This is a genomic window from Rhizobium mongolense USDA 1844, from assembly GCF_000419765.1.
Taxonomy (GTDB): domain Bacteria; phylum Pseudomonadota; class Alphaproteobacteria; order Rhizobiales; family Rhizobiaceae; genus Rhizobium; species Rhizobium mongolense.
On record NZ_ATTQ01000009.1, the window covers coordinates 65,632 to 77,947 of the forward strand.

Annotated in this window: 12 protein-coding genes; 9 read left to right on the forward strand and 3 right to left on the reverse strand. The window is 59.6% G+C overall.

Features of this window, described 5'->3' with window-relative positions:
* Positions 1–31 precede the first annotated feature (31 nt).
* Positions 32–976 carry a LysR family transcriptional regulator gene (locus A3C3_RS0118625; RefSeq protein ID WP_022716094.1) on the reverse strand — a complete coding sequence of 315 codons (945 nt, stop codon included), beginning with the start codon at positions 974–976 and terminating at the stop codon, positions 32–34.
* Positions 977–1,093: 117 nt separating this feature from the next.
* Between A3C3_RS0118625 and A3C3_RS0118630 the strand changes: the two genes are divergently transcribed.
* The 8 genes from A3C3_RS0118630 to rpe are packed head-to-tail and all read left to right on the forward strand — an operon-like array spanning position 1,094 to position 9,723.
* Entirely contained in the window at positions 1,094–2,143 is a 1,050-nt protein-coding gene (locus tag A3C3_RS0118630) for a class 1 fructose-bisphosphatase (protein ID WP_022716095.1), read from the forward strand.
* 14 nt (positions 2,144–2,157) lie between these two features.
* Complete coding sequence (locus A3C3_RS0118635; protein ID WP_022716096.1) at positions 2,158–3,030, forward strand: phosphoribulokinase; 873 nt, start codon at positions 2,158–2,160, stop codon at positions 3,028–3,030.
* Positions 3,031–3,041: 11 nt separating this feature from the next.
* A complete protein-coding gene (tkt, locus tag A3C3_RS0118640; protein WP_028739774.1) occupies positions 3,042–5,054 on the forward strand; it encodes a transketolase in 2,013 nt (670 codons plus the stop codon).
* A gap of 47 nt (positions 5,055–5,101) precedes the next feature.
* Entirely contained in the window at positions 5,102–6,181 is a 1,080-nt protein-coding gene (gene fba, locus A3C3_RS0118645; protein WP_022716098.1) for a class II fructose-bisphosphate aldolase, read from the forward strand.
* A 34-nt stretch (positions 6,182–6,215) separates the two neighbouring features.
* On the forward strand, positions 6,216–7,676 hold the full coding sequence (locus tag A3C3_RS0118650) for a form I ribulose bisphosphate carboxylase large subunit (RefSeq protein ID WP_022716099.1): 1,461 nt from the start codon (positions 6,216–6,218) through the stop codon (positions 7,674–7,676).
* 10 nt (positions 7,677–7,686) lie between these two features.
* Complete coding sequence (locus tag A3C3_RS0118655; protein WP_022716100.1) at positions 7,687–8,106, forward strand: ribulose bisphosphate carboxylase small subunit; 420 nt, start codon at positions 7,687–7,689, stop codon at positions 8,104–8,106.
* Positions 8,099–9,037 (forward strand): CbbX protein, encoded by a 939-nt coding sequence (cbbX, locus tag A3C3_RS0118660; RefSeq protein WP_022716101.1) that lies wholly within the window; start codon positions 8,099–8,101, stop codon positions 9,035–9,037. Before A3C3_RS0118655 ends, cbbX begins: the two co-directional genes overlap by 8 nt.
* A complete protein-coding gene (gene rpe / locus A3C3_RS0118665; protein ID WP_022716102.1) occupies positions 9,034–9,723 on the forward strand; it encodes a ribulose-phosphate 3-epimerase in 690 nt (229 codons plus the stop codon). Before cbbX ends, rpe begins: the two co-directional genes overlap by 4 nt.
* A 56-nt stretch (positions 9,724–9,779) precedes the next feature.
* Here the strand turns inward: rpe and A3C3_RS0118670 are convergent, their stop codons facing one another.
* The gene (locus tag A3C3_RS0118670) at positions 9,780–10,172 is read right to left on the reverse strand and encodes a c-type cytochrome (RefSeq protein WP_022716103.1); all 393 of its coding nucleotides are present in this window, start codon (positions 10,170–10,172) and stop codon (positions 9,780–9,782) included.
* A gap of 1,288 nt (positions 10,173–11,460) precedes the next feature.
* Between A3C3_RS0118670 and A3C3_RS46145 the strand changes: the two genes are divergently transcribed.
* On the forward strand, positions 11,461–11,604 hold the full coding sequence (locus A3C3_RS46145) for a hypothetical protein (protein WP_167521920.1): 144 nt from the start codon (positions 11,461–11,463) through the stop codon (positions 11,602–11,604).
* A 251-nt stretch (positions 11,605–11,855) separates the two neighbouring features.
* On the opposite strand, the gene A3C3_RS0118685 is transcribed toward A3C3_RS46145, so the two are convergent.
* A complete protein-coding gene (locus tag A3C3_RS0118685; RefSeq protein ID WP_022716106.1) occupies positions 11,856–12,104 on the reverse strand; it encodes a hypothetical protein in 249 nt (82 codons plus the stop codon).
* Positions 12,105–12,316 lie beyond the last annotated feature (212 nt).

The window sequence follows — 12,316 nt, forward strand, 5'->3', positions numbered from 1 at the left end:
GGCCGTCCGGTTTAAGATCGACCGAAGATCTTCAATCGGATTGCTGCAACATCGGGTAAAGCTTGTCGAAAAAGGGCAGGCATTGGGCTCCCCGCTCACGCAGGAACACCTGAAAGGCACTCATCGCCGGGGAGACGGTTCTGTCCGTCCGCGTGACCGAAAACCATTGCCTGCGGATCGGCATGCCGATGACGTCGAGGGTGACGAGCTTGCCGAACTCCAGTTCCATGGCGATGGTATGGGCCGAAATGAAAGCGATGCCAAGGCCCGCCATGACGGCCTGTTTGATCGTCTCGTTCGACGACATCTCGGTTCCCAGATCATCGAGCCTGCCAGGAATCTCGCCGAGAAAGATTTCCAGCGATATGCGCGTGCCCGAACCGGGTTCTCGGACAAGAAAATGTTCCCTTGCGATCTCCTCTTTGGTGATGTCCCGTTGTCCTGCCAAGGGATGGTCGGGCGATGCGACCATCACCAGCGGATGGTCGCCGAATCCCACCGAGTGCAACGGCATGTCCTTGGGCGGACGGCCCATCAGGGCGATGTCGACGTCATGGTTTTTAAGCTTTGTAATGATTTCTGCCCGGTTGCCGATTGCGAGCGAAACGGCGATCCCGGGATGGCTCTTGCGGAAGGTCGCCATCATGTTCGGCGCGAAGTATTTTGCGGTCGAGACGACGCCGAGGGCGAGGGTGCCGGTGCGCACCCCCTTGATGGCATCGACTTCGTCGTCCAGCTGGCGCAGCCTTTCTTCGATCATCTGGGCGGCATCGATGAAAGCAAGGCCTGCCGCCGTTGGACGGATTCCGTCGTTTGTCCGGTCGAAAAGGATGATGCCGGCATCCTCCTCAATCTGCTTGAGCTGGATGGTGACGGCCGAGGGGGTGAGGCCGAGCGCATTGGCGGCCCGCACGATCGTTCCGTGCCGCGCGATCTCCTGCGTTGCACGCAAATGTCGAAGCGTCAGGTTCTTCATCAGCGCAGCTTAAATTTTTTTAGCTAACTAGTAAATACAATAAATTTTACTTAGCTCGAAATTCCTGTTTCGATGTTGCCATGCCCGGGCAGTGAGGAGCGGGCGGGGAGGTAGGCTATGACTTCGTCGACGCTAGACGCCTTTTTGAATTCCCATATCGGCAGGGGTGGGCCGGATTGCGAAGCTGCCGCCGTCACGATCCGGCAGCTGGCTGCCGCAGCGGTCACGCTCTACAGCACGATCAATCAGGCTGCGCCCGGCAAGGCCTTTTCCAGAGAACGCGGGCATTGTGGTCCAGGCGGCGACATAACAAAGGATCTCGACGTCCTGGCTGACGCCCTCTTCATCGACGCGATGCGAGGAGCGCCTGTCTGCCTCTACGCCTCCGAGGAGCTCGAAGACGCAGCGCTCCTCGACCCGAAAGCTCCGCTTGCAGTCGCCATCGATCCGTTGGACGGCTCCTCGAACATCGACATAAACGTCTCCATCGGGACGATCTTCTCCATCCTCCCAGCGGCTGGTGATCCGGTCGGCGAGCCTAACGCCTCCTTCTTCCAACGGGGAGACGCCCAGCTCGCCGCCGGCTTTTTCATCTACGGTCCGCAGCTTGCGCTGGTTCTCAGCCTCGGCAGCGGCACCCACGTCTTCGTCTTTTCCTCGGCTGGCGGCGTATTCATTCAAGCCCACGAAAGCGTGGTCGTTCCACCCAGGACCCAGGAATTCGCGATCAATGCCTCCAACTATCGTCATTGGGACGAGGCCGTCAGGCTTTATGTCGATGATTGCCTGAAGGGGACGGAAGGGCCGCGTGAAAAAGAATTCAACATGCGGTGGATCGCGGCCGTTGCCGCCGATGCCTATCGCATCCTCATGCGCGGCGGCGTTTACCTCTATCCCGGCGACACGCGCAGGGGTTATGGCGAGGGCCGGCTGCGGCTGGTCTACGAGGCCAATCCCATCGCTTTGCTTATTGAGCAGGCCGGCGGGGCCGCCACCGACACGATCAGCCGTATTCTGGACCTCACGCCCACGTCACTGCACCAGCGCGTTCCGCTGGTCTTCGGCTCGGCGCGGGAGGTCATGCGCATTGGGCGTTACCACACCGAGCCGAGCAATATTGCCGAGCGAGCGCCGCTCTTCAGCAATCGCGGTCTCTTCAGGGCCTGATCGGAGAACAAGACATGTCGGCAAGGCATCCCATCATTTCGATTACCGGATCGTCGGGCGCTGGAACCACGTCGGTCAAGCGGATTTTCGAGCAGATCTTCAGGCGCGAGAAAATCGAAGCGGCCTTCATCGAGGGAGACGCATTTCACCGCTACGACCGGCAGGCCATGAAGGAAAAGGTGGCCGAGGAGGAACGGAACGGCAATCCGAATTTCACCCATTTCAACGCAGAGGCCAACGAACTGGAGACGCTCGAAGCCGTTTTCGAGGAATATGGTCGCAGCGGCACGGGCCACACAAGGACCTATATCCATGATGAACAGGAGGCCGCGCGCTTTGACGTCCCGCCGGGCAGCTTCACGCCATGGCGCGATTTTCCGAAAAGCGACCTGCTCTTTTATGAAGGGCTGCACGGATGCGCGGTGACGGACAAGGTCAATCTCGCCCGTCACGCCGACCTGAAGATCGGCGTCGTGCCTGTCATCAATCTCGAATGGATCCAGAAGATCCACCGTGATCGCGAAGCGCGCGGCTATTCCACGGAAGCGGTCATGGACGTCATCTTACGGCGCATGCCCGACTATGTACGCTACATCACGCCGCAGTTCACGCTGACCGATATCAACTTCCAGCGGGTCCCGATCGTCGACACATCCAACCCGTTCATCGCGCGCTGGATCCCGACGCCTGACGAATCGATGCTCGTCATCCGCTTCGCAAGACCGCGCGGCATCGATTTCCCCTATCTGCTGTCGATGATCCACGACTCGTTCATGTCGCGCGCCAATTCCATCGTGGTGCCGGGAAACAAGCTCGATCTCGCCATGCAGCTGATCCTGACACCCCTGATCATGCAACTGATCGAACGCAAAAACCGCGCCTCATGAGGATGAAAGCGATGAACACGCAACTCCAGCCGCAGGGCATTATCGAACCCGCTATCGTAACGGAACAAGACATGGCCGATGCCATCAGGGCGCTTGCCATGGATGGCGTTCAAAAAGCCAATTCCGGCCATCCTGGCATGCCGATGGGCATGGCCGACGTCGCAACGGTGCTGTTCAACCGCTTCATCAAGATCGATCCCTCGCACCCCGATTGGCCCGATCGCGATCGCTTCGTTCTTTCGGCCGGTCACGGTTCGATGCTGCAATATGCGCTTCACTACCTGATCGGCTATGAGGATATGACGGTTGAGGAGCTGCAGCGGTTCCGCCAGCTAGGCGCCAGGACTGCCGGGCATCCCGAGTATGGTCATGCCCTCGGCATCGAGACGACCACGGGTCCATTGGGCCAGGGTATCGCAACGGCGGTCGGCATGGCGCTTGCCGAGCGCATGTCCAATGCGCGCTATGGCGACGGGCTCGTTGATCACTATACCTATGTCATTGCCGGTGACGGATGCCTGCAGGAGGGCATCAGCCATGAAGCGATCGACCTTGCCGGCCATTTGAAGCTGTCGCGGCTGATCGTGTTCTGGGACAACAACTCCATCTCGATCGACGGTCCCACCAGCCTCTCGACCTCGATGAACCAGCTGGCACGCTTCCAGGCGGCGGGCTTCGACGTGCAGGAGATCGACGGGCACGATTTCGATGCGATCGGCCGGGCGATTTCCCGGGCAAGGGTTTCGAACAAGCCGTCGCTCGTCTCCTGCCGTACCATCATCGGAAAGGGCGCTCCAAATCTTCAGGGGTCGGAGAAGACGCATGGAGCGCCGCTCGGCGAAGCCGAAGTCGCCGCGGCAAGACACACCTTGAAATGGAGCGCGGCGCCGTTTGAGGTTCCTGAGGCTATTTTGGAACGCTGGAGCGATGCTGCCGCACGCGGGGCAGCCGAGCGGGTCAAATGGCTCAACCGCGTTGCTTCAGCTCCCGAAGGCACCGCCTTCCTGAGCACCGTAGACCGTGAGATCGACACATCACTCTTCGATGAACTTGCCGAGTTTCGTCGAACGCATCAGGCCAAGGCGACCAAGGTCGCCACGCGCAAGGCCTCGGAAATGGTTCTTGGCATCATCAACGCCGCGACGGATTTGACGATCGGCGGCTCGGCGGACCTAACCCATTCCAACCTAACACTGACCGCGGGAATGGAGCCGATCAAGCCGGGAAGTTACGCCGGCCGCTATATCCACTATGGCATTCGCGAACACGCAATGTCGGCTGCGATGAACGGCCTTGCCCTGCATGGCGGGTTCATTCCCTATGGCGGCACCTTTCTTGCCTTCTCCGACTACGCGCGCGGCGCCATCCGCCTCTCGGCACTCATGGGGCAGCAGGTCATCTACGTCATGACGCATGACTCGATCGGCCTTGGAGAAGACGGGCCGACCCATCAGCCGATCGAGCATCTGGCAATGCTGCGCGCGACACCCAACCTGAACGTCTATCGTCCGTGCGACATCGTCGAGACGGCCGAATGCTGGGAACAGGCCCTCAAGGACCACAATCGTCCGAGCCTGCTTGTGCTGTCGCGGCAGAACCTGCCGATGTGTCGCCCGGCCAACAGCGAAGAAAACCGTTCTGCGCGCGGAGCCTACATCCTGCGCGCGACCTCGGAACCATCTTCCGTCACGCTCCTCGCGACCGGTTCCGAGGTCGAAATTGCCTGCGTTGCTGCCGACATGCTTTCAGCTGAACACGGCATCGGGGCGAGGGTGGTGTCCATGCCGTGCTGGGAGCTATTCGAACAACAACCGTGCGAATACCGGGAGGCAGTGCTCGGAACTGCTCCGCGGATCGGCATCGAAGCGGCGGCGCGGCTCGGTTGGGACCGATACCTTGGAGACGGTGGCATTTTCATCGGCATGGAGGGCTTCGGTGCCAGCGCTCCTGCCGCCGCACTCTATGACCATTTCGGCATCACCCCTGGGGCCGTCGTGGAGGCGGCGCTGAGACTTGCGGCCTGAGGTCGGATCAGGCCAGCCGGACAGTTCAACGTGAAAGGAGCAGGCTGATGGCCCGCATCGCATTACGCCAGCTGCTCGATCATGCAGCGGAATACGGTTATGGCGTTCCCGCCTTCAACATCAACAATATGGAGCAGGGGCTTGCGGTTATGGAGGCTGCTGCTGCCTGTGACGCTCCCGTTATTCTCCAGGCCTCCAAGGGTGCCCGTGCCTATGCAAAGGACATCATGCTGGCGCGCATGATCGAGGCGCTTTCGGAGATTTATCCGGCCATTCCCATCTGCGTCCATCAGGACCATGGCAGCGACGAAGCGACCTGCATGACGGCGATACGCCACGGCTTCACTTCGGTGATGATGGATGGCTCTCTCGAAGCGGATGCCAAAACACCTTCGTCTTATGAGTATAATGTCGCAATCACCGAACGGGTCACGCGCATTGCCCATTGGCTGGGCGTGTCCGTCGAAGGGGAGCTGGGTGTTCTCGGTTCGCTGGAGAGCGGCACCGGAGCTGCCGAGGACGGTCATGGCGCTGTAGGTGCTCTATCACATGAGCAGCTTCTGACGGACCCTGACCAGGCCGTCGATTTCGTCGCGCGCACCGGTGTCGATGCGCTGGCGATCGCCTGCGGCACGTCTCATGGGGCCTACAAGTTCACCCGGGCGCCGGACGGCGACATTCTGGCGATGAGCGTCATCCAGGCAATTCACCTCAAGCTGCCGAACACGCATCTTGTCATGCACGGTTCATCCTCGGTCCCGCAGGAGATGCAGGACGTCATCAACCGCTTCGGAGGACGGATGCCGCAGACCTACGGCGTGCCCATCGAGGAGATCGAGCGCGGCATCCGTCATGGGGTCCGCAAGGTCAACATCGATACCGACTGTCGCATGGCGATGGCGGGGCAGTTTCGCAAGATCGCCGCAGAGCATCCGGAAGAATTCGATCCGCGAAAATTCCTGAAACCGGCAATGGATGCCTTGCGCAATCTCTGCCGTGACCGCTTCGAACGTTTCGGCACGGCGGGCAACGCCTCAAGGATCAAGGTTATTGCCTTAGATGAGATGGCGAGACGCTATGCCGCCGGCGAACTCGATCCGAAAGCCACAGCAGCCAAAGCCGCCTGATCGGCGATCCAGAAGACAACGAGAGGACCAAGTCATGGCCAATAAATCGCAAACCGTCACAGGTGCGGAACGCTACAGAGCTGGCGTGATGGAATACAAGAAAATGGGCTACTGGGAGCCTGATTACGAGCCGAAGGATACCGATATCATCGCGCTCTTCCGCATCACGCCGCAGGACGGCGTCGATCCAGTCGAGGCTGCCGCAGCCGTCGCGGGTGAATCCTCCACCGCCACCTGGACGGTCGTGTGGACCGACCGGCTGACGGCAACCGAGAAATATCGCGCAAAGGCCTACAGGCTCGATCCTGTGCCGAATGCGCAAGGCCAGTATTTCGCTTATATCGCCTATGACCTCGACCTGTTCGAGCCAGGCTCGATTGCCAACATGAGCGCATCGATCATCGGCAACGTCTTCGGCTTCAAGCCGCTGAAGGCATTGCGATTGGAGGACATGCGGTTTCCGGTCGCCTATGTGAAGACTTTTCAAGGGCCTGCGACCGGCATCGTCGTCGAGCGCGAGCGGTTGGACAAGTTCGGTCGCCCGCTGCTTGGCGCGACCGTGAAACCGAAGCTTGGCCTTTCGGGGCGCAACTACGGTCGCGTGGTCTATGAAGCGCTGAAGGGCGGGTTGGATTTCACAAAGGATGACGAGAACATCAACTCGCAGCCTTTCATGCATTGGCGCGAACGTTTCCTCTACTGCATGGAGGCGGTCAACAAGGCCCAGGCCGAGACCGGCGAAATCAAGGGAACATATTTGAACGTCACGGCAGCCACCATGGAGGACATGTACGAGCGGGCTGAATTTGCCAGGGAGCTTGGATCCGTCATCGTAATGATCGACCTCGTCATCGGCTACACGGCGATCCAATCCATGGCAAAATGGGCGCGTCGCAACGACATGATCTTGCACCTTCATCGCGCCGGGCACTCGACCTATACGCGCCAGAAGACACATGGCGTGTCCTTCCGGGTGATCGCAAAGTGGATGCGCCTTGCAGGCGTCGACCACATTCACGCCGGAACCGTTGTTGGCAAATTGGAAGGCGATCCCGCAACGACACGCGGCTACTACGACGTCTGCCGCGAAGGCTTCAATCCGATGCGTTTGGAGAACGGCATCTTCTTCGACCAGGATTGGGCCTCTCTCAACCGCATGATGCCCGTTGCTTCCGGCGGCATCCACGCAGGACAGATGCATCAGCTCCTGGACCTTCTTGGTGAAGATGTCGTGCTGCAGTTCGGCGGCGGCACCATTGGGCATCCGATGGGCATTGCCGCCGGCGCCACGGCCAACCGCGTTGCGCTCGAATGCATGGTGCTCGCCCGCAACGAGGGGAGGGACATCGTGCACGAGGGACCAGAGATCCTGCGCGAGGCGGCGCGCCACTGCCAGCCATTGCAGCAGGCCCTCGACGTCTGGAAGGACGTAACCTTCAACTACACCTCGACCGACACGCCGGATTTCGTGCCGACGGCCACAGCAGCAGAATAGGAGACCTCACATGCATATCACTCAGGGAGCATTCTCGTTCCTGCCGCCGCTGACGGACGAGCAGATCGCCCGCCAGGCGCAATACTGCATCGACAAAGGCTGGGCGACGAGCCTCGAATTCACCGATGATCCCCATCCCCGCAACACCTATTGGGACATGTGGGGTCATCCGATGTTCGACAATGCGGACGCGGCCGCGTTGATAATGGAGCTGCACGAGTGCCGGAAGGTCTATGGCGACCGCTATATCCGCCTCGTCGCATTCGACAGCAGCCACGGATGGGAGTCCGTTCGCCTCTCCTTCATCGTCAATCGTCCTGCGGAAGAGCCGGGATTCCGGCTTGAGCGGCAGGAGGCGGCCGGCAGACGGCTCCATTACACCACGCGTTCTTATGCGGCAGACCGGCCGGCGGGAGAACGTTATGGCTGATGCGGTCCCCATGAGGCCCAAGATCGATGGCGAAGAGCCATCAGCCATCGATCTGCGGGCGGAATATGTCGAGTCCGGCGTCAAGGAGCTTCTTGACGAGCTGGACAATTCTCTCATCGGCCTTGCACCGGTCAAGCAGCGGATCAAGGAGACTGCGGCCCTGCTGTTGGTTGAACGCGCGCGCAAGCGTCTCGGTCTCGCTCATGAAACGCCGACGTTGCACATGAGCTTCAGCGGCAATCCCGGGACTGGGAAAACGACTGTCGCATTGCGCATGGCCGATCTGCTCCATCGCCTCGGCTACATCCGAAAGGGGCATCTGGTATCGGTGACGCGCGACGACTTGGTGGGGCAATATATCGGCCACACGGCGCCGAAGACGAAGGAGATCCTGAAAAAGGCGATGGGTGGTGTCCTCTTCATCGACGAGGCCTATTATCTCTACAGGCAGGAAAACGAGCGCGACTACGGCCAGGAAGCGATCGAGATCCTCCTGCAGGTCATGGAGCACCAGCGTGAGGATTTCGTCGTCATACTGGCCGGTTATGCCGACCGGATGGAGCGCTTCTTCGAAAGCAATCCAGGCTTTCGCTCGCGTATCGCTCATCATATCGACTTTCCAGATTACACCGACACCGAACTGCTGCGGATCGCCGAGGCGACGCTTAACAAGCAGAACTACCGTCTCGACGCCAAGGCCCGGGCCGCCATGGAAGAATATATCGCCCTTCGGCGCCGCCAACCGCATTTTGCCAATGCGCGCTCCATCCGCAACGCCCTCGATCGCGCGCGCCTGCGTCAGGCAAACCGGCTGTTCGAGACTTCCGCCGGCCCGATTGATGCCAAGGTGTTGTCCACCATCGTTGCCGAAGACATTAAGGCCAGTCGCGTCTTCAACAGCGCAGCAAGACAAGAGGAGGCCACCTCATGAGCCGCAAAACGATCATTGCTCCGTCCATCCTTTCGGCAGATTTTTCCCGGTTGGGCGATGAGGTGGAGGAGGTCGTCAAGGCGGGCGCAGACTGGATCCATCTCGATGTCATGGATGGCCATTTCGTGCCCAACATCACCTTCGGGCCGCCGGTCGTCAAATCGATCCGCAACCGGACGGACGCCGTGTTCGACTGTCATCTCATGATTGCGCCGGTCGATCCCTATCTCGCCGCCTTCGCCGATGCCGGCTGCGATTACATGACGGTCCATGCGGAGGCCGGGCCCCACCTCGACCGAACGCTTCAGGCGATTCGCAATCTCGGCAAGAAGGCAGGCGTTGCGCTCAATCCGTCGACGCCCGAAAGCGTGATCGAATACGTGCTCGACCGGCTGGACCTCGTCCTGCTGATGACCGTCAATCCCGGCTTCGGCGGTCAGGCCTTCATTCCGGCGGTCGCCGAAAAGGTGCGCCGTGTGGCCGCGTTGATCGGTTATCGTCCGATCCATGTCGAAGTCGATGGCGGCATTACGGCCGAAACCGCGCCGCTGATCGCTGCTGCCGGTGCCGACGTCCTGGTTTCGGGCTCGGCCATATTCGCAGGCAATGACGCGTCGGCCTATGCGGGCAATATCCAAGCGATTCGCCGACAGGCAGACAAGGCGCTGGCGCAGCAGGCAGCGTAAGGCGAGCAAGCCAAGAGGATGATGAGACCGCCGGCGACAGCCGGCGGTCTTCGCCTTTATTGCTTCTTCTGGAATTGCTCGAGATAGGCGAGGAGATTGGCGATGTCGGCATCGTCCTTCAGGCCGGCAAAAGCCATCTTGGTGCCCTTCACCTTCGCCTTCGGATTGTGGAGATAGTCGCGCAACGATGCCTCGTCCCACTTCAGGCCGGCCTTGCCCGCATCGGTCATTGCCTTGGAATAAGAAAACCCGGGATGCGAGCCGGCAGCCCTGCCGATCACTCCGTTCAAAGATGGGCCGACCTTGTTCTGGTCAGTGTCGGCACTGTGACAGATCTTGCACTTGTTGAACACCGTAGCGCCTGCGTTGGCATCTCCCTCCTGAGCATTGACCCCGCAGGCAGAAAAGATCGCAACTGATACACCGATCAGAAGGATATGATAGTTCATGATATTTCCTCATTTCGCCAAGGGTGCCCTTTGACGAAGGCAGGCGCTGCTGTTCCTCCACCGGCGCCAGCCATTTTGGATCGCATGGCCTTCGCCATGGTGGCGGCAGACTCGCGATCCGGCAAAAAGTTACCTGCCAGCGAATGTAAGTCAACCCGTTGATAGGCCATTGAACCCTGATCGTTCGCGCAGGACGGACGTCGCGATTGACGGGCCGGGGTGAAGCTCTTAGCCTCTTCATACCCTTAGCTCTTCCAGCACCGCGGGGCGCGGCTGGTTGGCGGTCGCAGCTGCGGCGCCTGAGAGGAAAAAATGGTTGCGGCGAGGCGTCGTTGGTCGAAAGGTGCGACATGTTATTTATCGAACTCGTCCTGACAATTTGTGTTGCGGACAGGCCCTCGAGCTGCCGGGACGAACATCTTCATTTCGAAAACAGGGGAAGCTTGATGGCCTGCATGGTCCAGGCGCCTCCTGAGATTGCCAGGTGGTCCGAGGAGCATCCGAACTTGCGCGTCGTGAGATGGCGGTGCGAATATCCACCGAAGGGTACAGCGATCTAAGAGGAAAATCCGACAATCGGCCACGATTGGGGCATCCGCTGGAAAGGCGCAAAAAACGTCGCGCAGGGGAGGGCTCCTTTCGGGACCGGACCATGCATAGAAACCTGCGGCTGCCGGGAAAAGAAGGGTTGCGCATTGGTGGGTTTTCGGCTCTTCCTCCTGGAGGACGGCTGAGAATATGTGAGCCTGGCCCCACTCAAAACCGCGCATGCGAGACCCTCGATCCAGCTGTTCGACGCCCTCGTCTGCCTTGAGGCGAGCGAAAGCAACTTTTTCAGCCGTCGCTCCCGAGGCCTGTGTTGATGGCGAGGCACGGTTTCGCGATGCAGTGATGCTGACCGATCGGATCGTCGTTTTCTCGCCGCCAGTTTCATGTCCCGGCTTCGCCATCGCGCCTTCACCGAATTCAGTTGTATTGAGAATGGGAAGAGCGCATGGTCCGTTCGTCAGCGGTCTTTATTAAGGGGCTGCTGATCGTGGGCCGCCACACCCTAGCCTTCCAAAGGAGGACAGAATGTCTTCCGTGCTCGATTTTTCATACATGTCTTCATCCGAGCTCAACATGTTTCGGGCGCCACTCCAATAGGCTGGCCGGCCCATGGAGCTCCTACGCGGGACCTCCAAATACTTGTCGCGGGATCGTTCAACGAGGACAGCGAAATCGTCGTATCGGAATGTTGTGGATCTGTCCTCACACATCAATTCTAACTTCAAAAAGGATCGCACCAATGGCTAAAGGACAAGTTAGAGGCAACCGCGAAACGCGCAAACCGAAACAGCAGAAGTCGCCGATAAAGGTGGAGAGTACGTTCGCCAATCAGATCAAGGCCGCAACGAAAAGCACCCCACAGGGCGGCAAACATAAGAGCTGAACGCGATAGGAGAGCGAGCCGTGCCGCTCGCCAGTCTTCCACCGAGCGGTCACGAAAGGCAATGTTCCAGAAAGTCAGGAGGTGCAACAACGATGCCTCTTCACGCCATCTATCGGTTTGGCTACCCTCTGTTTCTCAATCAGATCGGCGGTCGTGATAGGGTTGCGCGATACGGGCAGAGCCAATTGGGCATCAAAACTCTGGCGCCAACAATGATGGACGCGATGTTTTCCACTCCATAGCTGACCATCTTATTGCGATGAGCGTCGAGGTGCCTTCTTCAAGGCATCGAGCAAGGCGGACATGCCATCGTTTGCCGCCAGTGCCAGCATATGATTGTCGGCAAGATCCAAGACGGCGACAATCGCCTCACGCTCGTTCCAGCCGACGGCAACGGCGGCCGCTATCAGGTCGAGGAAGGCGAACTGCAACGCCTCCTGGCAGCGTATGTGCCTTTCGAGATTGTCGTCGGTAGCGAACGGCCGTGGGATATCGCGCATAGACCGATAGTGTCCGATTCCCTTTGGCGAGACTACGGCATTTTAACAATTGCTGATGAAGTCCACAGGATGCAGGAGCCGCATCAATCTGCTCTCCTTCGATGGTCATGCTTGCCCGAGATCAGCTACCGCCGGCCGGCATTGTTCGTGCAGAAGAAGTGAGGGCTCGAACCTTTTTCCAAGCGCGAGGGTTCTTAGGCGGCTTAGCGTAG

Excerpts from the sequence above, each read along its gene's own strand:
- A3C3_RS0118625 (WP_022716094.1), bottom strand. The coding sequence starts at position 976 with ATGAAGAACCTGACGCTTCGACATTTGCGTGCAACGCAGGAGATCGCG.
- A3C3_RS0118630 (WP_022716095.1), top strand. The coding sequence starts at position 1,094 with ATGACTTCGTCGACGCTAGACGCCTTTTTGAATTCCCATATCGGCAGG.
- A3C3_RS0118635 (WP_022716096.1), top strand. The coding sequence starts at position 2,158 with ATGTCGGCAAGGCATCCCATCATTTCGATTACCGGATCGTCGGGCGCT.
- tkt (WP_028739774.1), top strand. The coding sequence starts at position 3,042 with ATGAACACGCAACTCCAGCCGCAGGGCATTATCGAACCCGCTATCGTA.
- fba (WP_022716098.1), top strand. The coding sequence starts at position 5,102 with ATGGCCCGCATCGCATTACGCCAGCTGCTCGATCATGCAGCGGAATAC.
- A3C3_RS0118650 (WP_022716099.1), top strand. The coding sequence starts at position 6,216 with ATGGCCAATAAATCGCAAACCGTCACAGGTGCGGAACGCTACAGAGCT.
- A3C3_RS0118655 (WP_022716100.1), top strand. The coding sequence starts at position 7,687 with ATGCATATCACTCAGGGAGCATTCTCGTTCCTGCCGCCGCTGACGGAC.
- cbbX (WP_022716101.1), top strand. The coding sequence starts at position 8,099 with ATGGCTGATGCGGTCCCCATGAGGCCCAAGATCGATGGCGAAGAGCCA.
- rpe (WP_022716102.1), top strand. The coding sequence starts at position 9,034 with ATGAGCCGCAAAACGATCATTGCTCCGTCCATCCTTTCGGCAGATTTT.
- A3C3_RS0118670 (WP_022716103.1), bottom strand. The coding sequence starts at position 10,172 with ATGAACTATCATATCCTTCTGATCGGTGTATCAGTTGCGATCTTTTCT.
- A3C3_RS46145 (WP_167521920.1), top strand. The coding sequence starts at position 11,461 with ATGGCTAAAGGACAAGTTAGAGGCAACCGCGAAACGCGCAAACCGAAA.
- A3C3_RS0118685 (WP_022716106.1), bottom strand. The coding sequence starts at position 12,104 with ATGCGCGATATCCCACGGCCGTTCGCTACCGACGACAATCTCGAAAGG.